This window comes from Patescibacteria group bacterium (assembly GCA_040387855.1).
Lineage (GTDB): Bacteria > Patescibacteriota > Minisyncoccia > Phycocordibacterales > JAKAEA01 > JAZKCY01.
This window is the reverse complement of sequence record JAZKCY010000001.1, coordinates 583,839-607,515: the sequence shown is the minus strand read 5'-3', so window position 1 is coordinate 607,515 and position 23,677 is coordinate 583,839. Positions and strand designations below refer to the sequence as shown.

The following is a 23,677-nucleotide window of genomic DNA, read 5'->3' as shown; positions in this document are numbered from 1 at the left end:
GGCCGAATGGTCTTAGGCTGCCTGTAGGTCTGATGGCGCACTGCGTATGGGGGTCGATGTCGACGCCGGCGGTGCGGCTCGAGCAGCGCGAACCTTCAGCTCCTTGGTGGCCAGGATGTCGATGACCCACACGTAGGCGATGTCGACCACCAGGGCCAGCAGGATCAGGCCGATGAGGTAGTACGACTCTTTCCAGATCACGCTGAGGAGTGCCGCGATCCCACCGCCACCGAACATGCTGAGCATGATGATGGTCATGTGGTTGCTCGAGTGCTTCTTCAGCCAGTCTTGTCGTTCCAACGCGGTCATAGAGGAACCTTTCTGCCCTAAGGGCAAGAGTGCTACTAAAACGATACGCCTAATAGATGAGTTTGTCAAATGGTACATAAAAAAAGCTCGCCTCGGAAGACGAACCCTAATTCTTGCACATCCAGACGATCGCGCAGCCGGCAACAATGGTGCAGACTACGAGAGCGGGAAGATGATTGCAGACAAACAGCCAGGTTTTCACAACTGGCCACTGCAACATCGTACATTGGTTGAGCATCTCCTCATCAGACTGGAGATGCCCTCTGAGAGAATTCATAGACACCTCGCTAAAATGTGAATTTGCCCGTCGCCCTTAACTAACGTACTATTTAAATCATGACAGGTCAAGAATTTAAAATCATATCTGAAAAATTACCTGATACACCGGGTGTGTATTTCTTTAAAGATTCCCAAGGAGATATTTTATATATTGGCAAAGCCACATCACTTCGCGATCGCGTGCGAAGTTATTTTGGTGCTGATCTTATTCAAACTCGTGGAAGACTTTTGGTGGATATGGTCGCTCTTGCTCATGACATAGATGTTACACAAACTGATTCTGTACTTGAGGCTCTATTGCTTGAAGCAAATCTCATAAAAACTCATCAACCACGATTTAATACAAAAGAAAAAGATAATAAAAGCTACAACTATGTTGTCTTTACTAACGAGAATTTTCCAAAGATTTTAACAGTTCGAGGGAGAACTGTCTTAACAGAGCAGGATAATAAAAAATATAAATATATTTTTGGGCCGTTTCCTCATGGAGGCCAGCTTAAAGTGGCAATGAAAATAATTAGGAAGATTTTTCCTTATTCTGACAATAAGTGTACACCTCAGTCTGGTAAACCTTGTTTCAATAGGCAGATCGGCTTGTGTCCAGGAGTATGTACTGGCGAGATTACTCAAGAAGCATATAGTGACCATATCCAAAATCTAAGAATGTTTTTTGAAGGTAAAAAGAAAGCACTTATTAAAAATCTTGAGAAGCAGATGGATGCTTATGCAAAGGTTCAGGAATTTGAACTCGCATCACGAGCACGAAATACTATTTTTGCCCTCAATCACATTCATGATGTAGCACTTCTCAAGAGTACTAATAAAATTTATGATTCTGCAGGTGGAGCTGTATCTGGATCTGATGATGTATTTAGAATAGAAGCATATGATGTGGCGCATAGTTCTGGAACGTCTGTTGTTGGTGTAATGGTAGTTGTAGAAGATGGTGAAATAAATAAATCGCAGTATAGAAAATTTAAAATTAAAATAAATCCAGGAGTTAATGACACAGGAGCACTTAAAGAGATCTTAAGACGACGTTTGGGGCACTTAGAATGGCCTATGCCGAATCTGATTGTTGTTGATGGTAGTACTGCTCAGATGAATGCTGCACAAGCTGTGCTTAAAGAACGAGGGCTCACAATTGAGCTTGCTGCTGTGATAAAAGATGAACGACATAAACCAAAAGAAATACTAGGGGATCAGCAGACTGTAATAAATCATGGTAAATCTATTTTGCTCGTAAATAGCGAAGCTCACAGATTTGCTTTGGCTTATCATAGAAAAAAACGAGACAAAATTGGTTAATTCAATTTTTATACACACACGCGAAACAAAAGTGCCTCATCATTTGTTATACTAGATGTAATGACAAAACTACGAGTGGCAGTATTGCGTGGCGGTCCATCAAGTGAATATGATGTTTCTCTAAAAAGTGGAGGTGCTGTTTTGAAACATCTCCCAGAAAAATATCACGGCCACGATATTTTTATTTCAAAAGATGGTACTTGGCATCGAGATGGTATGGAAAAATCTCCAGAGCGTGCATTAGCTCATGTTGATGTTGTTTTTAATGCGCTACACGGTGAATATGGCGAAGATGGTAAGGTGCAACAAATTCTTGATGCGCTAGCACTTCCATATACTGGCTCTGGTTCTATGGCATCAGCTGTAGGTATGAATAAGATACTTTCAAAAAATGCTTTTACTCATCATGGATTAAAAACTCCATATCATACAGTTATACGACATACAGACAATCTAAAAGAGAAAGTGAGTTATGCGTTTCATCATTTCTTTTTGCCAATAGTAGTAAAACCTGCAACATCAGGATCATCAATGGGAGTAAGTATTGTTAAAAATTTCAATCATTTAGAAGAAGCCTTTCATAATGCATTTCAATATTCTGATACGGTACTTATGGAAGAATACATTCGAGGAAAGGAAGCTACTTGTGGAGTTATCGACGGATTACGTGGGGAAACGCACTACATATTACCACCTGTTGAAATAATTCATCCTTCACATACAGATCATTTTGATTATGAATCAAAATATAACGGTAAGACTCAGGAAATATACCCAGGCAATTTTACAGCACTAGAAAAAGCAGAAATTCAAAGACTAGCAAAACTAGCACATGAATCTTTAGGCTTGCGACATTACTCTCGCTCAGATTTTATTGTAACTCCCCGAAGAGGTGTGTACATTCTTGAAGTAAATACGTTGCCTGGACTTACACCACAGTCATTATTGCCACAGTCTTTGGAATCTATTGGAGTTTCTTTTCCTGATTTTCTTGAGCATCTAATCACTCTTGCTCATACACATCGTAGATAAACGAAAACCCTGCATCGCATAGTGAAATGCGATGCAGGGCGTTGGACGTGGGGAAATAATTATCCCGGTCCGGGTTTGCTCCTTAGGTAGAAGGGCCACCAGCGTTGTGCTGGTTTGGTTGTTGGCTGTGTGGCAGGGGATGCTGGCGGCACCTCGGAAGGTTTGTTGAACTCCTCCCGGAATGCATGCCACGCTTTGCCTGGGATTCTCGCGACGGTTACAGTCCCGTCGGAGACTTTCTCCGTGACTCTGACTTTCTCAGTTGGTTCATCGGCTAGCCAGCCGAAAGCCATCTGATACTGCCATGTCTTGGAGATTTTGTGGTGGTACGTTTTTGCGTACCATCCCAGGATTACTCCTGCTAAGATCAGGGCGAGGATACGCATGAAGCGCAAGAACTTCGCCCACAACCTTTTCACAGCCGTACAAGCAGCAAATGCTGCTATCACCATGATTAGCCTCCACTAAACTACCTGTATTATACTATATATAATACACTGTGTCAAATATATACATTATGCTAAATAAACCTATTTCTTAGATATATGCTTTTTAATTTTTGAGAGAAGCTCTTCCATTTCAAATGGCTTGGCAATGAAATCATCTGCACCAGCTTCTGTAATAGTTTTAGAAACATTTGGATGAGCAGACATCATAATGATAGGAATATTTTTTGTTTTAGATGCTGCTTTAAGTGACTTTGCTATAACTCGACCATCTTGTCCCGATAAAAGTACATCAAGTAAAATCAGATTTGGAAGTTCTGAAGTATCTTTTATTCTTTCATCAACTTGTGATTGCGTTGTTGCTCGCTCAATAGCATAACCTTCCATGCCAAGAACTAGTTCTAACGCATCTAAAATATCAGGAGTATCATCTACGAGGAGAATTGTCTTTTTTTTGCTCATATCCTTTTCTTAAGGTTGGTAATGTAAATATAAATGTAGAACCTTTGTCTTCTTCACTTTCGACCCATAATTTACCGTTATGTTTCTCTATTATCTCATGAGTAATATAAAGGCCAAGTCCCATACCTGAATAAGTATACCCTTTAGAATCGTTGACTTGGTAGAATCGATCAAAGATTTTGTGTTGCTTTTCTTTAGGAATACCAACACCAAAGTCTTGAATTGCAACTCGAACCTGATCTCGCTCTTTAGTTAACGTAATATTCACCGTATGTGCTTGAGCTGAGTACTTTATAGCATTATTTAAAATATTCACAATTGCTTGCCGCAATCTATCCTTATCTATAGCCACTATTTTACCTGTTTTACCAGTAATCGTAAGTGTGTGACTCGTAGTAATTTGTTGAATATCATGTGCAACTTCTACTACAAATTTGTCTAATTCCACTGGCTCAAACTGGTATTGAATCTTACCTGCCTGCACCTTAGATACATCTAAAAGATGATTTACGAGCTCAAGAAGCTTGCCTATCTGTCCATCAACCTTAGATAAATACTCTAAAGGCTTAGGATCAGCATTTTTAGTGAAAAGTTGTTTTAAGATTCCGGTATAAAGCTTTACACTGGTAAGGGGAGTTTTTAGTTCATGGCTGGCAAGAGCAATAAAGTCATCTTTTCCTTGTTCAAGCTTTTTGCGGTCTGTAATGTCTTTATTAACCATTACTACACCTAGGATTTCATTATCTTCGCCATAGAGTTTTGATACAGACGTAAGGATATGAATACGTGATCCATTTTTTCGATGATGGACGACTTCGCCTTTCCAGTGTTCATCAATATCTAGAACTTCCAGAATACTTCTTTTAGCATTTGATCCACTAGAATACGAGATAATATCGTGAAGTTTATTTCCAAGTACTTCATCTGCTTTCCATCCATACAATTGTTCGGCTCCGTCATTCCAACTTTGAATTATGAGATCTTCATCTGTAGAAATTACAGCATCAGATATATGACGGGCGATATTGGCATAATATTGGGTATATCTTTTTTTCTCTTCAAATTCTTGCTGAGTCTTGTGCATTGTTGCGCTAATTCCTACAACAAGTAGTCCTTGTATGAAAAATGTAAATGATGCGAATACGTTTGGTCCAGTTGCATCTGGGTTCAACGGTTTCAAATATGCATAATAGGCAAATACAGATACAAATATTGCTGCAAATATGCCTGGTCGACTTCCTCCATACCATGCACTTATTACGATGACTCCATAGAAAAACAGAAAAGGATGACTCGATGCGAAGTACGGATCTGCAATACTTTTAATACCAATAGCGATTAAACACAAAATGAAAGCTACTCCAAATCGCAATAATGCGGGATGTGCTTTTTCTCGAATTTCCCAATTTGGAATAGAATTGCTAATATTCTGCAAAACCCTGCCAACAGTTGAAAAGAAGCCAGCAGTTAGTTCATAACATGTAATAAGAAAGGAGAGAAGGAACTCACTTATCTTTTTATAAGTAGGTTTGTTGCCCATACGTATAGTATAGCAAAAAAAACTTGAATATCATCCTCATCAAGCATAGAATAGTAGAGCACAATTTAAAAAACATATGGATATCACATTATCATACGTCTTAGCCCTGTTTACCCTCCTCACTATAGCTAGTAGTGCTTTTTTCTTGGCAAAAAAGGTTCGACTACCATATACCGTATTATTGGTAGCTATTGGAGTGATCTTGGTGCCTTTAGCACAGTTTTTCCCGTTTATTAAGGAATTTACACTTACACCTAATCTTCTATTTTATGTATTTTTGCCGATTCTTCTCTTTGAATCTGCTTATAATATGGAGTTCCGAAAGATTATGGAGAATGTACGATCCATATCAGCATTGGCATTTATAAGCTTACTTTTCTCAGCATTTTTCATTGCAGGAGCAATGTATCTTGTCTTCAACTTTTTTGGATTCCCAATACCATTTATAGTGGCACTGCTTTTCGCTTCGCTTATTTCATCTACTGACCCTGTAGCAGTACTCGCATTGTTTAAAGAATATGGAGCGCCAAAGCGGCTTGCCCTTATATTTGAAGGAGAAAGTATATTTAATGATGCTACAGCTGTAGCACTTTTTCTTGTTGTACTTGAAATTGCCCAGTCGGGATTTCACGGAGCAGCTTCAGTAGTGCATGGCATCTTCATATTTATAATGATGCTAACGTTTGGGTTGGTCTTTGGAACATTTATGGGATGGGTATTTTCGAAGTTCATCCAATATACTCGTGACAATGAATTTGTAAGTATTACATTGACTCTTGTAGTATCACACCTCACATTTATTCTCAGTGAACTTATTTCTGAACATTTAATACTCTTTGGTCAGGAAGTAAAACTCTCACCAATTATTGCAACTACAGCTGCTGCATTGGTCCTCGGAAACTACGGACGATATAAAATCTCAATTCGTGCCGAAGAATATGTTGAAAAAGTATGGGGACAGTTTGCCTTTATTGCCAACTCTTTGGTGTTTATTTTGATGGGACTTATTTTTATATCTGTTCCAATTGCATTTACAGATCTCATTTGGCCAATTATTGCAAGTGTAATAATTGTAGCTGTAGGGAGAGCACTCTCTATATATCCAATTGTTGGATTTGTAAATTGGCGAAAGAAAGAAGCCCATATTCCAATGTCATGGCAACATTTATTGGCATGGGGGAGTTTGAGAGGTGCATTGGCAATTATGGTTGGTTTACTCATTCCAGATTCATTATCTATTCCTGGCTGGACGCATGCCCTTAGTCCTAAAGAGTTTATTCTAGCTGTAACAATTGGGTGTATCTATGCCACAATCTTCCTTAAAGCAACAACTATTGGATTGTTCATAAAAAAGCTAAAGATTAGTGATCTTACTGATATAGAAAAAATCGAACGTGAAGAAAGTATGGCTATGATTAACTCTCGAGTGCTGGGTAGATTGGCTGATTTCTACACAAAAGGGTATATCGATAAACATTCATATGAAATTATCAAAGTAGATTATGAAAAAGGACTTGAACAATTCCTCTCACACAGACAGGAACATCACCGGACAAAGACAACCCATCATGAACGTGTATTACGAATGTATGCTTTAGGAATTGAGAAACACTTTCTAAAAGAATTGTTCTTGTATAACGAAATTTCAGAACATATATTTAAGAAAATACTAAAAAAACTAACTCTACAAAGAGAACAACTAGAAAAAGGCACATTATCTTTTGACCCCTATGCTCATGACCCCTCAGGATTTATAGAACGAACCTCAGATTATACAATGAAAGTATTACGAGGAAATCGTGATCAACAAGTAGAAGAAATCAACGATGCATATCTCTATTATCGAGCGTTAGCAATTATCTTGCGTAAGGTGATAAAAGAATTAGAGCAAGTAACAGTTAATTATCCAATTGGAATTTTTGAAGCGGATTCTTTAGATCGTACAATAAAATTATACGGGGATCTACGAGTCCATGCTCAAAAGAGAATGGAAGAAATTCATAAAACAAACCCAAACGTGATAGGTGAACTCAACACCAGGTTAACTCTAAATGCCACATACAAAGTTACTGAGATTGTACTAAATGATTTGTACAAGAAAGAAATGCTTTCTCAGAAGGTATATATTAATTTGAAGGATGAATTGTTAAAATAAATCTCTATGGCAAAGAAAACAAAACAAGAACAGCTACAAGACTTAAATGAAGAATTAGCAATGCTTTCTGGATGGGGTGAGGGATCGGCAGAAGAAAAAAAGAAGATTAAAGATTTGGAAAAGCAGATAGAGAAACTAGAGAAGAGTAAGTAATAAAATAAATGTGATTGAGCCCGGCGAAGTTAATCGCCGGGCTCGGTTGTCTCCATTATACCTGGAGGAAGGTTTTGTGCTCCTTACTTTTGCGGGTGGCCGCAGGAGGAGCAGAAGTTGGCTTCTTGCGGTAGTGCGTAGTGGCACTTGCAGCACGGCTTGTTGCCGTCGATCTCCATGATCTCGGTTGCAACCGCGAGGGTCGCTTCCTTGATCTCGGAGTCCATGAACTCCATGATCGACATGCCCTTAGGGGCCTTGTACACGACAATCGTCGGTTTGTGAGAGTACTGGTTCCTGAAATTGGTCCGGACGATGTAGTGAACCTCGTTCACTGCGTCGCCCAGCCGCTTCAGGCAATCCCAGATCGACTCCATGAAGTAGGTGGTTTCCTTCACGGTCTTCACGTGGGTTTTCCTGTCCCACCAGAACCCTGTCGTTACGTCGATCTCCTTGGTGATCACTGCGCGACCGACATCGCCGATTCTCGAGCCATTCTTATCGAACAGCACGATCGTCTCGTCGGGGTCGGTCACATAGCGTTGACCGATGTAAAGTCCCTTGGGATACTCACCGATGGCGCACACATCCAAAATCGAACTGTTGATCCGGGACACCCTGTGGGTAATCGGTTTTTTCCAGTTGAAATCGAAGTGGTTGCTGAGGAAGGTGAACTCCCTGAGGAAGGCATCTAACTGTGGGGTCGACGTCGCCGGACCAGTTACAGTAGCAGTCATCTCGAAACTCCCGTGGCATCTCGCCACAAAGGGAACCAGCATCTCGCCAGTTCCTTGGGTAAGGTCGTCCCTTGCATCTCGCTTGGGATCTACTGGAATAATATCATAAAATTGATATAAAGTCAAGTTATATACATCCAGCAAAAAACCGCATCTCTGCGGCTTTAGATTTTATTTGTGGACCCTACAGGACTCGAACCTGCCACCCCCTCATTGCAAATGAGGTGCTCTACCAGATGAGCTAAGGGCCCAGTAAAACTAACAAAATCATTGTACAGGAAAATTGCATTTGTGCAAATGTCGTCTATAAAAGAGCAAAAGTATGTATCGTTAATTTTATATTAACTAGTAGGGTAGATTTATCCACAGAAATAAGCTCATCAGTACGAATCGTTATTTTAGGCTCTAAAATCAAATATGTGAGGTACTTGCTTTTTTCTTTGATATGTTGTATACTTGAGTCCAGTCAGTTCAGCAATTAATCGGCGTGTGTACGTCGTGTTGCTTCAATGGGGACCCGCAGGCGCTTGGATGCTCCTGCTGATCTCGCACTTCATTCGCCCGTTGGAGGTTCTCATGAAGGTTCCTCACCAAGTGGGGAAGATGATGGCGATCAGCACGATCGCCTTCATCCTCAGCAGTGTCTTTTCCAGTCCCGTGAGCGCCGGCTACATCGCCGAGCTCAAGGGATCCGATCCGGCATACACTCTCGACCAGACGGTCGTGGGCAAGGCCGGCGGGGTCGGGTTCGTGGGCAACTGGGTTGGCAGCACGTCTGCCACCTCGGGAGTCATCAAGAACTCCGTCCTCGGCCAGTCATTCGCAATGACCGGCTCCACCGCGTACGTTCGTTCTCTCGAGCGCGAACTCCGGGCAGGCGATCACTTAACCGTGCTATTCGCTCCGCCGGTGCAAACCTCGCTTCAGACGACATGGGTCGGCTTGAGTGAGGGCGCAGGTTCCACCACCCGTACGGGAGCGGCGAGCGTCTTGGCTGAAGGGTCAAACCTCAAGCTCCAGAGCGGAAGCGGCAAGCAAACGCTAGCCGCACTCGACGGGAATCCGTACAGCATCCGCTTCACGATGATCACCGACGGGCAATTCCGCCTCGACGTGACCAACATGGGTACGGGTGCTCTCATCACCCGCACAGCGGATCTGGCGGCATTCGCCAACCAGATCGAGTTCGGTGGCGCCAGTTCCCCGGGAACAGCGTACGCCAACAACTGGGGCGTCAATGTCCCAGAGCCGACGAGCGCAGCGCTCATCGGAATCGGAGCTCTCGGGCTCCTGGCCCGGCGACGTCGCCGGCAGTAACCACCCTGATGGTGGTCAGTGTTAGTACTTTGTTCGACAGATCCTTGGTACAAGGCTGTGCCCCTCCCGGTACACGCCTTTTTTTTATTCTGTAAAAAATAGTGCATGAGTCCGTCTCTTATGGTAAGTTGCATTATTATGACAGTTACGCTATGGGACGACATTGTTAAATATTCAATAATATTTTTCACAATTATTGCAATTGGTGTCTATTTCTACATATGGTTTCTATTGTTTAAACCTGTAGTAATTCTTACCTGTGTCGCTTTCATATGGGGTTATTTCGATGGTAAGTAGTAACAACTCTGTTGATAAATAAGTTATACATTACAGATTAATTTGATAGTATAGAAAACTCGTTAAAAATAAAATATATGGCACACGTAATTATTCTTGCAGGAGGAAAGGGTACCCGAATGAAATCGGATTTACCTAAGGTCCTTCATCCTATTAATGGGATACCAATAATCCATCATCTATTAGAAAATATAGAATCATTTTGCGCGCGACCAACTATTGTCGTGGGCTATGGGGCTGAGCACGTTAAGGCTGCTACAGAAAACAAATATGATTATGCACTTCAGGCCGAACAGCTAGGAACAGGACATGCAATCATGTGTGCAAAACCAAATCTAGTTAATGCAGGTCATACAGAAATAGTTGTATTACCGGGAGATCATCCACTTGTTACCGCAACAACACTTAATGCTCTTTTAGAATTACATAAAAAAACTGGTGCTACCGTTAGTCTTGCAACAGCAATAGCTCCAAGTTTTGAAGGTGAGCATGCGTTGTTTTTGAATTATGGACGAGTAATTCGTGATGTTGATGGCACAGTAGATCGCATTGTTGAATACAAAGACGCTAGTGAAGAAGAACGAGCATGCGCTGAGGTGAACTTGAGTTATTATTGTTTTGATGCAAAGTGGTTATGGGAAAATATCGAAACCCTCGCAAATGCTAATGCTGCTAAAGAATACTATCTTACTGATATGATTAAATTAGCTAAGAATCAAGGCAAAATAGTTTCTGCATATGCAATTCCAACTTTTGAAGAATCTCTAGGTATTAATACTCCAGAACAACTTAAGAATGTAGAAACGACAATAGTTTAAATCAAAAAACTCCCAGCGAAAAGCTTGGGAGTTTTTTGATTTATACGTACGTACAAACTACATTGTTGATTTATCCATAACCATTGGATTTGATCCTCGTGATGCCATTCCGGCGATCAAGAGAACAATACCAAGTGCTAAGTGAAGATATGTATCAGCTGCGTTTTGCTTAACAAATCCAAGAAGTAAATCTGGATTAATAAGTCCGTTTACAAAGAGAATAAGATATACTACTCCAAAAACTTTGAGAGCCGTTGCTGATGCTTTATTTCCTTTTCCAGAAGCAAGAAGGAGCACAACACCAACGAGAAGGTGTACGAGATCGTGAATTGCATCTGTAACAAAGATTGGACTTTTCATAGAAGCATCCATTGCTTCTCGTCCTACGATGGGATTAGGTACAAATAATCCAAGAACTCCTACAAGTACAAAAACTATTCCAAAGATTACCGCTAATTTTTTTGCCATAATTTTAGTTAATTAACCAAAACTACTATTAAAACCATCGACCTTTGTTTAAGATACTTAAACAAACTCATCTATTAGTATATATCAGATATTACGAGTTTATATAAGGTCTTGTGGATAAGAGACGTGTGCTGAGCTATAATTCTTTCATGTCACAATATTCAGCAGTATACGTAGTCTTTGGTGCCACAGGTGATTTAGCTCAGCGGAAGATCATTCCAAGCTTGCTGGCTCTCATTAATTCAGATTCAACAATTTCAAATGTATCTATAGTTGCGTATTCACGGCGACCATGGAATGACGATGAATACCGAGCATTTATTAAACCGTCACTTGATTCTAGAAAATATACAGATGAGCAAATTGAACAATTCTTAAACAAAATTTCATATGTACAAGGTACATTTGATAGTGCTGATTCATACAAAGCATTAAAATCAAAACTTGAATCATATTCTAAGAAATCAGATGTTCTATTTCACTTTGCAGTTCAACCAGAGTTTTATAAAAACATTGTAGAAGGTCTTGGAAAAGTTGGTCTTACGGGGAAACTTCTTATAGAAAAACCATTTGGCATAGATGGTGCATCAGCTGAAAGCTTGCAAAAAACAATAGAGAAATACTTTTCAGAATCAAATATATTTCGAATTGACCATTACTTAGCAAAGTCTGGGTTACGTGAAATGATTGCTGAGAAATCACAAAATATTACAGCAAAACCTGTCCGAAAAATTCATGCACATGTATTAGAAAAACTTGATATTCAAGGGCGTGGTGAGTTTTATGATTCAGTTGGAGTAATAAGAGATGTAATTCAGAATCATCTTTTAGCTATGATTGCATCCTGCATAATGCTTACATCACCTACAAATGATATTCAAGCAGCTCGTGCAGCAGCAATTAGCTCTCTTACTGTTCCACAAGGAGAAGATTTCAAGTATTCATTTGTTAGAGCACAGTATAATGGGTATCAATCTGAAGATGGTGTGGATCCAGCTTCTGATACTGAAACGTATGCAAAGATTTCTACTTCAATTACTGCTGGTTTCTTACGACACGTTCAGGTGAGTCTTGAGGCTGGTAAAGCTATGCCTACTAAAGAATCTCAAATTACAATTACTTTTTCTGATGATTCTGAACTAGTGTTTGATATGGAAAAAAAACATCCATCACACAATGATGCATATGAGATACTAATAAAAGAAGCAATGAATGGAGTTGCTTCATATTTTGTAAGTATGGATGAAGTTCGTGCGTCTTGGAAGTTTATCGATCCAATTATTACCCATAAGCGCAATGTTCCTTTGCTAACCTACAAGAAAGGAGATATGCCTCACAATATTTAACATACATACATATATATGAAAATTATTACAGAAAAAACAGATCTTAAGCAAAAAGCTGGTGAGGCTTTAGATACAATGATAAGTGATCGGGCAGGTAAACCATTATTACTTTTGCTTTCAGGTGGGTCTTCATTAGATCTTTTAGAATATATTCATGATGAGTCATTGGAAGGAGGCATCACAATTGGAATGCTTGATGATCGTTACTCATTTGATGCTGAAGTAAATAGTTTTTCAAAGCTACAAGCCTTTAATCTTGGTGGATTCTATGCTCGAGCCTTAGATAAGGGTTGTATATTCTTGGATTCTGCTCCACATGAACCTGAAACACTTGAATTATATGCAGAACGATACGAATATTTTATTAAAGAATGGATGACGATGTATCCTGACGGAATAATTCGTGCAACTGTGGGAATTGGACCAGACGGTCATACCTCAGGAATTTTGCCATTTCCAGAAGATCCAGAAACATTTGATCATTTGTTTAATGGTAGTAAGTTGATTGTTGGGTACGATGTGGGAGATAAAAATCCTCACAAATATCGAATGACTAGTACTTTCACGTTAATGCGAAAGTTTGATCAAGTACTAACCTATATGTCGGGTGATAATAAAAAAGATGCTCTGATGAAAGTAGTGTCTGAGGAGGGTACATTAGCGGAGACTCCCGGTAGAATAGCTCGAGAATTAAACAATGTCACAATAATGACTGATATTTCTCTTGATAAATAAATAAGGTATACTTAAGAAAATTAAATTTAACGCAACGTACAATCATGTCACTGAAAAGCTTTTTGATGAGAAAAATGTTGAAGTCAAAGATGAAGGATATTCCTGAGGATCAGCAGGAGAAGATCTTTACTGCTATTGAAAAAGATCCTGCGCTATTTCAAAAAATCGCTGAAGAAATGCAAGAAAAAATGAAGGGTGGAATGGATCAAATGGCGGCTGCCCAAATAGTAATGCAAAAATATCAGTCAGATTTACAAAAATTGATGAATTAATATGTTTGGCCCATCAAAGAAAAAGAAAGTTTTGGTGTTCTTAGGTCAGGAAGATAAAGATGGTACTTTTTGTGCACGGTTAGCAGATGAATATCAGAAGGGAGCAGAAGCCGGAGGACATGAAGTACGCCGAGCCAATATTGGCGATATGAAGTTTGATCCACTTCTACATAAAGGCTACAAAGTAATTCAAGAACTAGAACCTGATCTAAAAAAACTTCAAGAAGATTTTCGTTGGGCGGAACATATAGTTGTTTTATATCCAACATGGTGGAGTGGAATGCCTGCTATTTTGAAGGGACTCTTTGATCGTTTTTGGATCCCTGGTTTTGCGTTTCATTTTCATCCGCATCTAGGCTGGGACAAGCTTTTGAAAGGCCGCACAGGTAGAGTAATTATTACCATGGATTCATGGCCTATGGCCTCACGAATTTTGTTTGGTGACTCAACAAATGAAATTGGTCGCGCTATTTTGGGATTTGCTGGAATTCATCCTGTACATATTGAAAAAGTTGGCTGGCTCAAGCATGCTTCTGATGAAAAGAAAAATGCTATAGCAAAGAAAATTTACAATCAAGGTTTGAAAGCTCGGTAATATTTATTGAATCCCTATGCGAACCTACGAATGGTATCAAGCATTATTAAAACCTAGTTGGGCGCCACCATCGTGGCTCTTTGGTCCTGTGTGGAGTGTCCTGTATACACTAATAGCTATTTCATATGGCTATGTTGGCTATCTTTATTTCACAAAGAAAATTCCATTTATTGTAGTACTGCCATTTATTTTGAATCTTATTTTTAATTTCATTTTTACTCCACTCCAGTTTGGTTTAAGAAATAACTTATTAGCATCTATAGACATTGTTTTAGTATTGGGGACTTTAATTTGGGCACTTATTGCTATATATCCCTATGTAAAATGGGTGAGTTTTATAAACATCCCATATCTAGCCTGGGTGAGCTTTGCCACAGTGTTACAAATTACTATTACCTATTTAAATAAATAAGTATCAGGAGTATACTTGGGTTATGAACGACCAAGCAAAAAAAGATGCATTAGATTTTCTAATGAATGAGAAAGTTGGTGTACTTGCGACAGTGGCAGAAGGTAATCCACATGCAGCATTTATATATTATATATGTGACGAGTATTTCAATATTTACTTTACAACAGTTGTAAATACTAAGAAGCATCAAAATATTGCATCTGGATCTAAAGTCGCATTTACTGTGGGTAAAACAAAACCTCCCCAAACTGTTCAAATAGAAGGCTCAGCAGAAATAGTTTCTGATGAGAACACCATAAATGCTTTAGCTGCCTTATATATTGATATTGCAACTGAAAATACTCATTATCCAGTACCCTTAACAAAGCTTGATTGGGAAAAGGGAGTTGTCATGTATAAAATTACTCCCACTCGTTTAAAGTGGTCTGATTTTACAGATAGTAAAAAAAAGGAAGAGAAGGGTGTATCAGTAGTAATTATTGGCTAACCAATCTAAGTATGGACAACAAAGATCAAGTTAAGAAGGACGTACAAAAGTTTCTTTCAGAAAATGTTACAGCCGTTATTGCTACATCGTTTAACGATGAGCCCAGAGCTTCTACTGTATATTATTATGCAGATGAAGCATTAGACTTTTATTTTGTCACAAAAAGGAACACAGGCAAATATATCAATATTGAAATGAATCCTCGTGCAGCTGTAGTAGTGGGAACAGGACCTGAACATATTAGTGTTATGGCTAATGGTGAGGTAAACATAGTAACTGATATTGAAGAGCAGATCCGGATTTTGGGAAAAATGGAGGAGCTCTATAAACGAGAAAATATTACAAACTTACCGATTGAAGAATTACAGAACTTCAAAGATAGAAATAAAGTAATTTTCAAAATCACTCCTAAAGAACTTATCTTTATGAATCTTGACAGCACTAGTTTTCCAGAATCACACGGTGATAGCTTTGTACAATTAATTCCTTAACCAATTACAAAATCCAATGAGTCATGTAATCATCGATGAATCGCCTGTGTCACGCTTTTTATTCAGTAATACAAAAATGGCATGGTTGTGGTTGGTTGTACGCTTATATGTGGGATGGGAATGGCTTCATGCTGGTTGGGGGAAATTACACAGTGATGCATGGGTAGGTAGTAGTGCAGGAAAAGCCCTATCTGGATTTATCCAGGGAGCTCTTAAAAAATCTTCTGGTGAACATCCAGATGTTCAAGGTTGGTACGCGGCTTTCTTACAAAATATTATTTTGCCTAATGCTGATACTTGGGCTCATGTTGTGTCATATGGTGAGTTTTTGGTTGGAATAGCATTAATTATTGGAGCATTTGTTGGAATTGCTGCTTTTTTTGGACTTTTCATGAACCTCAACTTCTTATTAGCAGGGACCGTAAGTATAAATCCAATTTTATTTACACTAAGTATAGGATTAATTCTTGCCTGGAAAATCTCTGGATATATAGGATTAGATAGATATCTCTTGCCGCTACTTGGAACTCCATGGAAGCCAGGGAAGATATTTAAAAGTATTTAGAAAAATAAAGTGAAATAAATAAGTGGGTAGAATGTAGTACTACATGAGGGTCGGGAAGTAACAATCAACTTTCGCCTCACCATGGTTTATTAATTCTTCATTACTTATTTACTATTCACATTATGCGTCACAAAAAATTACTCATCCCTATGGTAGCCTTTGCGCTATTAGCAGGAGCAACTGCAATTCACGCTCAAACATCAAGCACAACAGACAACCCAATGACTGCGCTTGCTACAGCAATTGCTCAAAAGTTTAATCTTAATGCCACTGAGGTACAGACAGTCTTGAATGAAACGATGGAGGCACAGCATACAGCTCGAGAAGCACAAATGCAGCAAGAATTTGCAGCACGACTCACTCAAGCTGTAACTGATGGAAAACTTACTCAAGCACAAGCTGATTTAATTACTGCAAAAGCAGCAGAGTTAAAAGCGGCAATGGAAGCTGATCGAACAGCAGATCAGTCTCTCACAGCTGAACAGCGAAAAGCTAAGATGGAAGAACGAAAGACAGCGCTTACAACTTGGGCAACTACAAATGGTATCCCAGAAGAATATCTTCATTTTGTAAAAGGAGGTAAAGGCTTTGGAGGTCATGGTGGAATGAAAGGACCCCGACCAGTAAGCTCATAATCTTAAAACAAAAAACCCCTTTTATGAGAAGGGGTTTTTTGTTGGTTGATAGAAGTGAAATAAAACCTTGATTTGTTTGTAATAAGAGTATAATCACCTAATAATGGATACGTCTCAGGAACATTTATCTGATGAACAGGTTGCCACACTGATCCAAGAAGGGGATAAAGAGAAATTTGGCGTGCTTATGCAACGCTATGACAAAAAGCTTTCCCGCTATGGAAAAAAGTTTTTATCACAGCAAGAAAACATAGATGATATAGTTCAAGATGTATTTATCAGTACATTTCAAAATATAAATAACTTTGATCCCGGATTAAAGTTTTCTTCATGGATATATCGAATTGCACATAATGCATTTGTAAATGGATTGAAGAAGCATCAGAGAAGTTTCATTCCAAACTTTGATTTTGATACATTTCTTTCTCACCACGTTCCCGAGGATGAGACATTCAATGAAACTGAACATGAGATGATGAAAAAGATGATAGATCAGGGACTTGATGAGTTGTCACCAAAATATAAAGAAGTAATTATTCTTCATTATTTAGAAGAATTGAGCTATAAAGAACTATCAGATATTTTGCAGATACCAACAGGCACAGTAGGAATAAGAGTGAAAAGAGGAAAAGAAGCATTGCGAAAGGTCTATGAGAGAATGAATATAGAAAAACCATATGGAACAGGATAATCAAAATAACGACAAATTCAAAAGCATTCTTGAGAAAATCCAAAAGAATGAAATTACTATAAAACCAAAGACATACTTTCGGTTAAAACTCATTGCTTTGTTTGTTACTGTTACAGCTATTGTTTTTCTTTCTCTCTTTCTTTCAAGCCTCATTCTCTTTACTATCAGGGTAAGTGGCCAAGCGTCTCTTATCGGATTTGGTCCAAGTGGATCACAAGTATTTTTCCATCTCTTTCCATGGAGTTGGCTTATTGTAGAAATTCTTTTAATTATTATCCTTGAGAAATTATTACGCTCATTTAGATTTGGGTATAAAATTCCAGTGCTATTTTTATTTATTGGTGCTGTAGTATTTATCTCAGCAAGCGCATTTGTAATAGATAAGCTCCATATGCACGATGAAGTCATGCGACGTGGTCCAAAATCGTTTGGGGGTGTATATGATCGAGCTCGACGTCCACCACCACCGCCGATGGGTAGAGGCATTTATCGGGGAATTATTACAAGTATTGGTACTTCAACATTAGATATTACTATTGATGATCGACGTAATGCTTCTACAACATCTCGAAGTGTTGTCCTTCCTCCAGCATTTGATATATCAGATTTAAATCCAGGCGATAGGATCTTCATTCAAGGAGAAATGTCTGATGGTGTTATTAATGCTCTTGATGTAAAAAAAGCAGAGCGACCATTGATGCAATAAAAAAGAGCCGGTTAGGCTCTGGGTTTTTGCTTCTTCTTTTTGATGTCCTTTCTCATCTCGATTTCATGCTCCCTGAAACCCAACTTCCTATAGAAGACAGCTTTCTTCGCACTGCAGTCGAGAATCTTCTTGTAGCATCCTCGGCGTTGTGCTTCACGCTCAGCACGCTTTACGAGCATTCTGCCAATACTGCGTCCCTCCCATCCTTTTCGGACAGCTACATCCTCGATGTGACCCACACGGCCACCTTTTCGGATGAACTTCTGTTCGATCCAGATGGTGATCGAGCCAACCACTTCATCATTCTCAATCGCAACAAAAATGAAGTGGTTGGGATCCTGCTCGATCTTCTGGAATATCGCTTCCATCTGGCGCAGGCTGAGCCGGCCAACGGACCGCAGATTCCGTAAGGTCTCGCGGAAGCCTCGTGACAGATCCGCTTGTACAAGCTTTCGGATGATCATTGGTACTCCTGTGGTTTGTACCCCGGATATATAACATCAAACAACTAATCGCCGTTACAGTATCAAATAAAATACATTATTGCTATAGTACTCATAATTTAGTGAAATCATTTTATGAGCGCTCACCCAGAAGTAAAAATCGGTCATGTTCATCTCACTGTCGCAAATCTTGAGCGGTCTCTAGTTTTCTATCGTGATATTTTGGGTTTTGAAATAACCGCACGGTATGGTTCATCAGCTGTGTTTCTTTCTGCTGGAGGATATCATCATCACATTGCCTTAAACACTTGGGCTGGAGAAGGTGCACCGCCACCACCTCAAGGTCACTCAGGGTTGTATCACTTTGCAATTTTATATCCAACGCGAAAAGAACTTGCAAAAGTGTTGCAAAGCTTAATAGATGCACAATATCTACTCGACGGTGCAGCAGATCACGGCGTATCAGAAGCACTGTATCTTTCAGATCCAGATGGCATTGGAGTCGAGCTTTATTGTGATAGACCTAAAAAAGATTGGAAGGTAAAAAATGATGGGGAAGTTGAAATGGTGACAGAGCGATTGGATATTCAGGATTTATTAAGTGAATTAAAAAATAAATGAAACATATATACTTTGTACGGCACGGTTCGACACCCGGTAATGAATCTAAATTATATAAAGTTGAAACTGAACCTTTATCTGAAAACGGAATTAAACAAGCAGAATTTGTTGCTAAACGATTTCAGACAATTCCAATTGATACCATTGTTTCAAGTGAAATGACTCGCGCGGCTCAGACTGCAGAAGTTATTGCTAAAGAGCTTGGTAAAGAAATAATCTACACAAAACTGTTTCAAGAAATCATGCGTCCATCAATTGTGCGCAATCGATCACAAAAGGATCCTGATGTTGAAGCAATTATGAAAGCTATTGCTGATAATGCACATGATGCAGCATGGCGACATTCTGATGAAGAAAATTTTCATGATTTGAGAGACAGAGCCACACAATGTATTGAATACTTAAAGACTGTTGTGGGAGAAAATATTTTAGTTGTAACTCATGGCTATATGTTGCGCATGATTGCTGCAGTGATGCTCTTTGGCAATGATCTAACTGTGCCAATGTTTAAACGCCTCAATCATTTCCTAGTAACTAAGAATACTGGCATCACATATATGACTGAAGACAGCGGAGTGTTCCGAGTACAGACCTGGAACGACCATGCTCATCTAGGAGAGATTAAATAATAGTTATTAATCAGGAAGCGTATTACCAGTCTTATCAGCAAGATATTTAATCTGTCTATCGTGTCGTTCTTGATTGAATTTAAGAGCTACTATTTCAGCTTCATCTTGTTTTTTTACAATAGTGTCTAGAATAGTAAGTATCTGTTGAGTGTTTTCTTTAACAGTGATCATATCCTCTTTGAGATTTGAAATATCATTTTTAATTGGATATAGCTCATTATAAAACTCATCTTTTGTTACGAAAGTATCCTTTAGCTTTGTAATATCTTGCTCAGTTATCATATGTTGAATTAATTATATCACTTTATATATTTTCAAGTATACATATCTGTGATAAAGAAAAGATAAACAGTAATTTGAAAACCCTTCATTCTCTGCTATAGTATCCATCTATGGCACTATCCATCGGCATGGAGCGAACACTACTCGACATACAGAAAGCTTAAAAGGTATTCCATTTCACTTTAAAATCAAACTCCAAATATAGTTATCAATCTCCCATAATGACTTATATGCTAGTAAAACACTATAAAATTACCCATTTAAGCTGAGAATGATTTAGAACAAGAGCTTAGTGCAAGAATAGGGTAAGTCTATAGTCTTAGATTAGATGAAATCTTTAAAGTTCATTTTAGTACTAATTATTACAATCACTGCTTTTTCTGTAATAGTTTTTATTCTATACAAAAATTCTGTTGCAGCACGTCCTGAGCCTGAATTGCCAATACCTGAAAAATTCATAACAAGTGAAGTTGTTGCTACATCAACTGAAAAACATTCATACCCATACAGACTCATCATACCTTCAATTGAATTAAATGCTGGTGTTCAACATGTTGGTATAAATCAAAAAGGCAATATGGCAAATCCAGCAGGATTCAAAGATGTTGGATGGTATAAATACGGTCCAATTCCTGGGCAAAAGGGAAGTGCTGTGATAGCAGGACATTTCGATAATGGCTTAGGTCTGCCTGCTGTATTTTATGAATTAAATGAACTACAAGTGGGGGATGATATATATGTTCAAGATGAGGATGGTAAAAAGCTTCTTTTTAAAATTATACAAACTAAACAGTATGACTATATGGACACTGCAGCTTCCCAGGAGGTTTTTAAGTCTTCAGATAAAGTTATGCTTAATCTAATCACCTGTGATGGCACATGGATAAAAGATCAAAAAACATATACAAAACGCTTTGTGGTCTTTGCTGAGCTAAATGATAAAGTTATGAGATGAAAAAAAATCTTCTATTAGTTGTGGCTGTAATAGTTATATCAGCTAGTCCTTTTGTTTGCATGGCACATGGAGAGGAATACCATTCATCCATAACTACAGCGAGCACAACTATTCAGATTATTTCTACTACATCTGAAGCTACCACCACAGTGAATCATACTGGTCATTTGCAAAAACATTGGTTTCATTACGCTATATTCGGAGGAGCATTTATATTTATCGTCTATATGTTGTTTTTCACTGATAAATTTAACGATAAACCAAAAAGTAACTAATACAAGAGTTTGCGAATAGTTAAAGATTGAAGTAAAATCACATTAATGTTATCTCTTATATCAAAGGCAATTGCAGTAACAATTATTTCAACTCTGGTTTTTGCAATACTTATGATTTGTATTGCACCAATGACAACACAGCACATAGTTCTAGGTTGTGGCGGTGATACTTTGGCGATATGTAAAATGGATCCTTTAGATCATATTTCACATCTTCAGCACTTATTTACATCTATAATTCCACAAATTCTTCTAGTTGTTGGATTGTCCATTCTGACTTTATTCCTCTATCTCAAATATCAAGACAAGTACAACAATGATCTTAATTTTAAATTCTATTCTTTCAAGGTAAGACAACGGGATCTATTTTTAAACTATTTCAAATACGCTTTTTCTCAAGGGATACTCAATCCGAAGGTTTTCTAACGTATGTACAGCTTCAAAGCTTTTTAAGCGTACCTAATACGCCAGTTTTTACTTATCAGTATATAAATTATGGATAATCCACAACCAGTTCAAAATAATACCAGAGGTCAAAATATCTTTCTTCCAATTGCGATTCTTTTAGCTAGCATCATCCTAGGAGGATCACTTGTTGCTAGTGCTCTAATAAAAGATAAAAGTCCAAGTGAATTTGCTGCACCAGTTCAAGCTGCTAAGCAAGAAGAAGTAAAAGTTAAGAGTATACGACAAGTAACTCCCGAAGATCATATACGAGGTAATCCAAATGCAATAGTTAAAATTGTTGAATACTCAGATACTGAATGTCCTTTCTGTAAATCGTTTCATCCCACAATGAAGCAGGTATTTGAAGAATATGGAAAAACCAATCAAGTTGCATGGGTTTATCGACATTTTCCTTTAGATCAAATTCATCCTAAAGCTCGTAAGGAAGCAGAAGCAACTGAATGTGCAGCTGAGCTTGGTGGTAATGATGCATTTTGGAAATACATAGATCGTATTTATGAAATAACTCCAGCTAATAATCGTTTGGATTTGGCTGAACTTCCTAAGATTGCTAAGTTTGTCGGGCTTGATGTTAATAAGTTTAATCAATGTTTAGAAAGTGGTAAGTATGCACAAAGAGTAGAGAATGATTCAAAAGATGCTATTGCATCAGGTGCACGAGGAACACCATGGACAATTGTTGTTTCACCGAAAGGAACTTTATATCCAGTAAATGGTGCTCAACCTTATAATGCTGTTAAAACTCTTATTGAAACTGCCTTAAAGGATAAATAATTGTATGAAAGTTATACTGGAAGCTTTAAAGTCTGTTATGTACAGTCCCATCTATTTTCTGCTAACTCTTGTAATAAGCTTTCTAACTTTAATCTTTGTCATTCTTCTTCCAAACTTCGGACTAATCTCTCAGGTATTTGGAGATATGAGTATTCCTATAGATCTGAAGTTAAACTTAGTAAAAGGACTTCTCGGAGGTATTACAACTAATTTCTCAGTATTCTCAGCAGCATATACAGTAATTATCTCTCTCTTCTTTGGAATAAATATTACATTCGTTTTATTTCTTTTAAAAAAGAGAATATCCTTGAATCGTAAAGTATTTGCTACAGGCTTTGGTGGAACATTTGCAGGGGTTATAGGTATAGGTTGTGCTGCATGTGGAACATTTATCCTAAGTAGTATTCTGTCTGTAATTGGAGCTTCAGGTGCACTAGCATTATTACCATTAAATGGCGGTGAGTTTGGGTTAATAAGTATCGGTCTGTTAGTTGTATCCATCTATCTTATTAGTAAAACAATAGTACAACCTGCGGTATGCGAAATAAAATAATATGATGACTAAACTTCAAACGAACATTCTTTATACAGCATTAGCTCAGGCAATTGTTGCCATGCTTGGAAGTTTGTACTTCAGCGAAGTAATGAAGCTTCCACCCTGTATCCTATGTTGGTATCAAAGAATTGTTATGTATCCTTTGGTTGTAGTTCTGGCTGTTGGAATAATTAGAAGAAATAAAGATATAGCGCTTTATGTTTTACCTTTGTCCTTGGTAGGACTTGGTATATCGATTTACCATAATTTACTTTATTGGAAAATTATTCCTGAAAATCTTGCCCCTTGTGTCGCAGGTATATCTTGCACAACAAAATTCTTTGAATGGTTCGGGTTTATTACAATTCCATTTTTAGCATTAGTGGCATTTGTAGTTATAAATGCATGTATGGTTATATTCATTAAAAATAATAAATAA

32 protein-coding genes and 1 tRNA gene are annotated in these 23,677 nt (G+C 38.3%); 25 read left to right on the top strand and 8 right to left on the bottom strand.

What is annotated here, in order from left to right:
- Positions 1-12: 12 nt before the first annotated feature.
- The gene (locus tag V4519_03410) at positions 13-309 is read right to left on the bottom strand and encodes a hypothetical protein (protein MES2437037.1); all 297 of its coding nucleotides are present in this window, start codon (positions 307-309) and stop codon (positions 13-15) included.
- A gap of 336 nt (positions 310-645) precedes the next feature.
- Between V4519_03410 and V4519_03405 the strand changes: the two genes are divergently transcribed.
- The gene (locus tag V4519_03405; GenBank protein ID MES2437036.1) at positions 646-1,896 is read left to right on the top strand and encodes a UvrB/UvrC motif-containing protein; all 1,251 of its coding nucleotides are present in this window, start codon (positions 646-648) and stop codon (positions 1,894-1,896) included.
- Positions 1,897-1,956: 60 nt separating this feature from the next.
- Positions 1,957-2,928 (top strand): D-alanine--D-alanine ligase, encoded by a 972-nt coding sequence (locus V4519_03400; GenBank protein ID MES2437035.1) that lies wholly within the window; start codon positions 1,957-1,959, stop codon positions 2,926-2,928.
- 59 nt (positions 2,929-2,987) lie between these two features.
- Here the strand turns inward: V4519_03400 and V4519_03395 are convergent, their stop codons facing one another.
- From V4519_03395 to V4519_03385, 3 genes are all read right to left on the bottom strand, one after another.
- On the bottom strand, positions 2,988-3,380 hold the full coding sequence (locus tag V4519_03395; protein ID MES2437034.1) for a hypothetical protein: 393 nt from the start codon (positions 3,378-3,380) through the stop codon (positions 2,988-2,990).
- A gap of 78 nt (positions 3,381-3,458) precedes the next feature.
- Positions 3,459-3,836, bottom strand: coding sequence for a response regulator (locus V4519_03390; GenBank protein MES2437033.1), 378 nt, complete (start codon positions 3,834-3,836; stop codon positions 3,459-3,461).
- Entirely contained in the window at positions 3,802-5,376 is a 1,575-nt protein-coding gene (locus tag V4519_03385; GenBank protein ID MES2437032.1) for an ATP-binding protein, read from the bottom strand. Before V4519_03385 ends, V4519_03390 begins: the two co-directional genes overlap by 35 nt.
- Positions 5,377-5,452: 76 nt before the next feature.
- Between V4519_03385 and V4519_03380 the strand changes: the two genes are divergently transcribed.
- Both V4519_03380 and V4519_03375 read left to right on the top strand, forming a co-directional pair.
- The gene (locus V4519_03380) at positions 5,453-7,531 is read left to right on the top strand and encodes a sodium:proton antiporter (GenBank protein MES2437031.1); all 2,079 of its coding nucleotides are present in this window, start codon (positions 5,453-5,455) and stop codon (positions 7,529-7,531) included.
- Positions 7,532-7,537: 6 nt separating this feature from the next.
- Positions 7,538-7,684: a hypothetical protein gene (locus V4519_03375; protein ID MES2437030.1), complete on the top strand. Its 147-nt coding sequence runs from the start codon at positions 7,538-7,540 to the stop codon at positions 7,682-7,684.
- Between the two features lie 83 nt (positions 7,685-7,767).
- Here V4519_03375 and V4519_03370 read toward each other — a convergent pair whose 3' ends face one another.
- A complete protein-coding gene (locus tag V4519_03370; protein ID MES2437029.1) occupies positions 7,768-8,421 on the bottom strand; it encodes a zinc ribbon domain-containing protein in 654 nt (217 codons plus the stop codon).
- A 178-nt stretch (positions 8,422-8,599) separates the two neighbouring features.
- A tRNA-Ala gene (locus V4519_03365) sits at positions 8,600-8,672 on the bottom strand.
- Between the two features lie 280 nt (positions 8,673-8,952).
- Here V4519_03365 and V4519_03360 point away from each other — a divergent pair.
- Both V4519_03360 and V4519_03355 read left to right on the top strand, forming a co-directional pair.
- Positions 8,953-9,738: a PEP-CTERM sorting domain-containing protein gene (locus V4519_03360; protein MES2437028.1), complete on the top strand. Its 786-nt coding sequence runs from the start codon at positions 8,953-8,955 to the stop codon at positions 9,736-9,738.
- A gap of 374 nt (positions 9,739-10,112) precedes the next feature.
- On the top strand, positions 10,113-10,853 hold the full coding sequence (locus tag V4519_03355; protein MES2437027.1) for an NTP transferase domain-containing protein: 741 nt from the start codon (positions 10,113-10,115) through the stop codon (positions 10,851-10,853).
- A 57-nt stretch (positions 10,854-10,910) separates the two neighbouring features.
- Here V4519_03355 and V4519_03350 read toward each other — a convergent pair whose 3' ends face one another.
- Entirely contained in the window at positions 10,911-11,321 is a 411-nt protein-coding gene (locus tag V4519_03350) for a DUF4383 domain-containing protein (protein MES2437026.1), read from the bottom strand.
- 149 nt (positions 11,322-11,470) lie between these two features.
- Between V4519_03350 and V4519_03345 the strand changes: the two genes are divergently transcribed.
- From V4519_03345 to V4519_03280, 14 genes are all read left to right on the top strand, one after another.
- Positions 11,471-12,667, top strand: a complete 1,197-nt coding sequence (locus V4519_03345; protein MES2437025.1) for a hypothetical protein — start codon at positions 11,471-11,473, stop codon at positions 12,665-12,667.
- A gap of 15 nt (positions 12,668-12,682) precedes the next feature.
- On the top strand, positions 12,683-13,402 hold the full coding sequence (locus V4519_03340) for a 6-phosphogluconolactonase (protein MES2437024.1): 720 nt from the start codon (positions 12,683-12,685) through the stop codon (positions 13,400-13,402).
- 44 nt (positions 13,403-13,446) lie between these two features.
- Positions 13,447-13,674 carry a hypothetical protein gene (locus tag V4519_03335; GenBank protein ID MES2437023.1) on the top strand — a complete coding sequence of 76 codons (228 nt, stop codon included), beginning with the start codon at positions 13,447-13,449 and terminating at the stop codon, positions 13,672-13,674.
- A 1-nt stretch (position 13,675) separates the two neighbouring features.
- On the top strand, positions 13,676-14,269 hold the full coding sequence (locus V4519_03330) for an NAD(P)H-dependent oxidoreductase (protein ID MES2437022.1): 594 nt from the start codon (positions 13,676-13,678) through the stop codon (positions 14,267-14,269).
- Between the two features lie 16 nt (positions 14,270-14,285).
- Positions 14,286-14,681 carry a TspO/MBR family protein gene (locus tag V4519_03325; GenBank protein MES2437021.1) on the top strand — a complete coding sequence of 132 codons (396 nt, stop codon included), beginning with the start codon at positions 14,286-14,288 and terminating at the stop codon, positions 14,679-14,681.
- A 22-nt stretch (positions 14,682-14,703) separates the two neighbouring features.
- The gene (locus tag V4519_03320) at positions 14,704-15,168 is read left to right on the top strand and encodes a pyridoxamine 5'-phosphate oxidase family protein (protein ID MES2437020.1); all 465 of its coding nucleotides are present in this window, start codon (positions 14,704-14,706) and stop codon (positions 15,166-15,168) included.
- An 11-nt stretch (positions 15,169-15,179) separates the two neighbouring features.
- Entirely contained in the window at positions 15,180-15,659 is a 480-nt protein-coding gene (locus V4519_03315; GenBank protein MES2437019.1) for a pyridoxamine 5'-phosphate oxidase family protein, read from the top strand.
- A gap of 16 nt (positions 15,660-15,675) precedes the next feature.
- A complete protein-coding gene (locus V4519_03310) occupies positions 15,676-16,224 on the top strand; it encodes a DoxX family protein (protein ID MES2437018.1) in 549 nt (182 codons plus the stop codon).
- Between the two features lie 122 nt (positions 16,225-16,346).
- On the top strand, positions 16,347-16,859 hold the full coding sequence (locus tag V4519_03305) for a hypothetical protein (GenBank protein ID MES2437017.1): 513 nt from the start codon (positions 16,347-16,349) through the stop codon (positions 16,857-16,859).
- A gap of 103 nt (positions 16,860-16,962) precedes the next feature.
- A complete protein-coding gene (locus tag V4519_03300) occupies positions 16,963-17,550 on the top strand; it encodes an RNA polymerase sigma factor (GenBank protein MES2437016.1) in 588 nt (195 codons plus the stop codon).
- Positions 17,537-18,256 carry a hypothetical protein gene (locus V4519_03295; GenBank protein MES2437015.1) on the top strand — a complete coding sequence of 240 codons (720 nt, stop codon included), beginning with the start codon at positions 17,537-17,539 and terminating at the stop codon, positions 18,254-18,256. Before V4519_03300 ends, V4519_03295 begins: the two co-directional genes overlap by 14 nt.
- A gap of 65 nt (positions 18,257-18,321) precedes the next feature.
- The gene (locus V4519_03290) at positions 18,322-18,666 is read left to right on the top strand and encodes a hypothetical protein (GenBank protein MES2437014.1); all 345 of its coding nucleotides are present in this window, start codon (positions 18,322-18,324) and stop codon (positions 18,664-18,666) included.
- 168 nt (positions 18,667-18,834) lie between these two features.
- Positions 18,835-19,320, top strand: coding sequence for a VOC family protein (locus V4519_03285; GenBank protein MES2437013.1), 486 nt, complete (start codon positions 18,835-18,837; stop codon positions 19,318-19,320).
- Positions 19,317-19,949: a histidine phosphatase family protein gene (locus tag V4519_03280; protein ID MES2437012.1), complete on the top strand. Its 633-nt coding sequence runs from the start codon at positions 19,317-19,319 to the stop codon at positions 19,947-19,949. Before V4519_03285 ends, V4519_03280 begins: the two co-directional genes overlap by 4 nt.
- A 6-nt stretch (positions 19,950-19,955) precedes the next feature.
- On the opposite strand, the gene V4519_03275 is transcribed toward V4519_03280, so the two are convergent.
- Positions 19,956-20,231, bottom strand: a complete 276-nt coding sequence (locus tag V4519_03275) for a hypothetical protein (protein ID MES2437011.1) — start codon at positions 20,229-20,231, stop codon at positions 19,956-19,958.
- A gap of 328 nt (positions 20,232-20,559) precedes the next feature.
- On the opposite strand from V4519_03275, the gene V4519_03270 reads away from it, so the two are divergent.
- The 5 genes from V4519_03270 (at position 20,560) to V4519_03250 (ending at position 23,677) form a co-directional block, all read left to right on the top strand.
- Positions 20,560-21,186: a class F sortase gene (locus tag V4519_03270; protein ID MES2437010.1), complete on the top strand. Its 627-nt coding sequence runs from the start codon at positions 20,560-20,562 to the stop codon at positions 21,184-21,186.
- Positions 21,183-21,461, top strand: a complete 279-nt coding sequence (locus V4519_03265; GenBank protein MES2437009.1) for a hypothetical protein — start codon at positions 21,183-21,185, stop codon at positions 21,459-21,461. The genes V4519_03270 and V4519_03265 overlap by 4 nt, the downstream gene beginning before the upstream one ends.
- 495 nt (positions 21,462-21,956) lie before the next feature.
- Positions 21,957-22,703 (top strand): thioredoxin domain-containing protein, encoded by a 747-nt coding sequence (locus V4519_03260; protein ID MES2437008.1) that lies wholly within the window; start codon positions 21,957-21,959, stop codon positions 22,701-22,703.
- A gap of 4 nt (positions 22,704-22,707) precedes the next feature.
- The gene (locus V4519_03255; GenBank protein MES2437007.1) at positions 22,708-23,256 is read left to right on the top strand and encodes a hypothetical protein; all 549 of its coding nucleotides are present in this window, start codon (positions 22,708-22,710) and stop codon (positions 23,254-23,256) included.
- A 4-nt stretch (positions 23,257-23,260) separates the two neighbouring features.
- Entirely contained in the window at positions 23,261-23,677 is a 417-nt protein-coding gene (locus tag V4519_03250; protein MES2437006.1) for a disulfide oxidoreductase, read from the top strand.

Excerpts from the sequence above, each read along its gene's own strand:
- V4519_03360 (MES2437028.1), top strand. The coding sequence starts at position 8,953 with ATGCTCCTGCTGATCTCGCACTTCATTCGCCCGTTGGAGGTTCTCATG.
- V4519_03250 (MES2437006.1), top strand. The coding sequence starts at position 23,261 with ATGACTAAACTTCAAACGAACATTCTTTATACAGCATTAGCTCAGGCA.
- V4519_03305 (MES2437017.1), top strand. The coding sequence starts at position 16,347 with ATGCGTCACAAAAAATTACTCATCCCTATGGTAGCCTTTGCGCTATTA.
- V4519_03345 (MES2437025.1), top strand. The coding sequence starts at position 11,471 with ATGTCACAATATTCAGCAGTATACGTAGTCTTTGGTGCCACAGGTGAT.
- V4519_03265 (MES2437009.1), top strand. The coding sequence starts at position 21,183 with ATGAAAAAAAATCTTCTATTAGTTGTGGCTGTAATAGTTATATCAGCT.
- V4519_03395 (MES2437034.1), bottom strand. The coding sequence starts at position 3,380 with ATGGTGATAGCAGCATTTGCTGCTTGTACGGCTGTGAAAAGGTTGTGG.
- V4519_03390 (MES2437033.1), bottom strand. The coding sequence starts at position 3,836 with ATGAGCAAAAAAAAGACAATTCTCCTCGTAGATGATACTCCTGATATT.
- V4519_03320 (MES2437020.1), top strand. The coding sequence starts at position 14,704 with ATGAACGACCAAGCAAAAAAAGATGCATTAGATTTTCTAATGAATGAG.
- V4519_03285 (MES2437013.1), top strand. The coding sequence starts at position 18,835 with ATGAGCGCTCACCCAGAAGTAAAAATCGGTCATGTTCATCTCACTGTC.
- V4519_03370 (MES2437029.1), bottom strand. The coding sequence starts at position 8,421 with ATGACTGCTACTGTAACTGGTCCGGCGACGTCGACCCCACAGTTAGAT.
- V4519_03330 (MES2437022.1), top strand. The coding sequence starts at position 13,676 with ATGTTTGGCCCATCAAAGAAAAAGAAAGTTTTGGTGTTCTTAGGTCAG.
- V4519_03335 (MES2437023.1), top strand. The coding sequence starts at position 13,447 with ATGTCACTGAAAAGCTTTTTGATGAGAAAAATGTTGAAGTCAAAGATG.
- V4519_03410 (MES2437037.1), bottom strand. The coding sequence starts at position 309 with ATGACCGCGTTGGAACGACAAGACTGGCTGAAGAAGCACTCGAGCAAC.
- V4519_03295 (MES2437015.1), top strand. The coding sequence starts at position 17,537 with ATGGAACAGGATAATCAAAATAACGACAAATTCAAAAGCATTCTTGAG.
- V4519_03400 (MES2437035.1), top strand. The coding sequence starts at position 1,957 with ATGACAAAACTACGAGTGGCAGTATTGCGTGGCGGTCCATCAAGTGAA.
- V4519_03290 (MES2437014.1), top strand. The coding sequence starts at position 18,322 with ATGCTCCCTGAAACCCAACTTCCTATAGAAGACAGCTTTCTTCGCACT.
- V4519_03355 (MES2437027.1), top strand. The coding sequence starts at position 10,113 with ATGGCACACGTAATTATTCTTGCAGGAGGAAAGGGTACCCGAATGAAA.
- V4519_03350 (MES2437026.1), bottom strand. The coding sequence starts at position 11,321 with ATGGCAAAAAAATTAGCGGTAATCTTTGGAATAGTTTTTGTACTTGTA.
- V4519_03255 (MES2437007.1), top strand. The coding sequence starts at position 22,708 with ATGAAAGTTATACTGGAAGCTTTAAAGTCTGTTATGTACAGTCCCATC.
- V4519_03325 (MES2437021.1), top strand. The coding sequence starts at position 14,286 with ATGCGAACCTACGAATGGTATCAAGCATTATTAAAACCTAGTTGGGCG.
- V4519_03385 (MES2437032.1), bottom strand. The coding sequence starts at position 5,376 with ATGGGCAACAAACCTACTTATAAAAAGATAAGTGAGTTCCTTCTCTCC.
- V4519_03300 (MES2437016.1), top strand. The coding sequence starts at position 16,963 with ATGGATACGTCTCAGGAACATTTATCTGATGAACAGGTTGCCACACTG.
- V4519_03280 (MES2437012.1), top strand. The coding sequence starts at position 19,317 with ATGAAACATATATACTTTGTACGGCACGGTTCGACACCCGGTAATGAA.
- V4519_03260 (MES2437008.1), top strand. The coding sequence starts at position 21,957 with ATGGATAATCCACAACCAGTTCAAAATAATACCAGAGGTCAAAATATC.
- V4519_03275 (MES2437011.1), bottom strand. The coding sequence starts at position 20,231 with ATGATAACTGAGCAAGATATTACAAAGCTAAAGGATACTTTCGTAACA.
- V4519_03270 (MES2437010.1), top strand. The coding sequence starts at position 20,560 with ATGAAATCTTTAAAGTTCATTTTAGTACTAATTATTACAATCACTGCT.
- V4519_03375 (MES2437030.1), top strand. The coding sequence starts at position 7,538 with ATGGCAAAGAAAACAAAACAAGAACAGCTACAAGACTTAAATGAAGAA.
- V4519_03310 (MES2437018.1), top strand. The coding sequence starts at position 15,676 with ATGAGTCATGTAATCATCGATGAATCGCCTGTGTCACGCTTTTTATTC.
- V4519_03340 (MES2437024.1), top strand. The coding sequence starts at position 12,683 with ATGAAAATTATTACAGAAAAAACAGATCTTAAGCAAAAAGCTGGTGAG.
- V4519_03380 (MES2437031.1), top strand. The coding sequence starts at position 5,453 with ATGGATATCACATTATCATACGTCTTAGCCCTGTTTACCCTCCTCACT.
- V4519_03405 (MES2437036.1), top strand. The coding sequence starts at position 646 with ATGACAGGTCAAGAATTTAAAATCATATCTGAAAAATTACCTGATACA.
- V4519_03315 (MES2437019.1), top strand. The coding sequence starts at position 15,180 with ATGGACAACAAAGATCAAGTTAAGAAGGACGTACAAAAGTTTCTTTCA.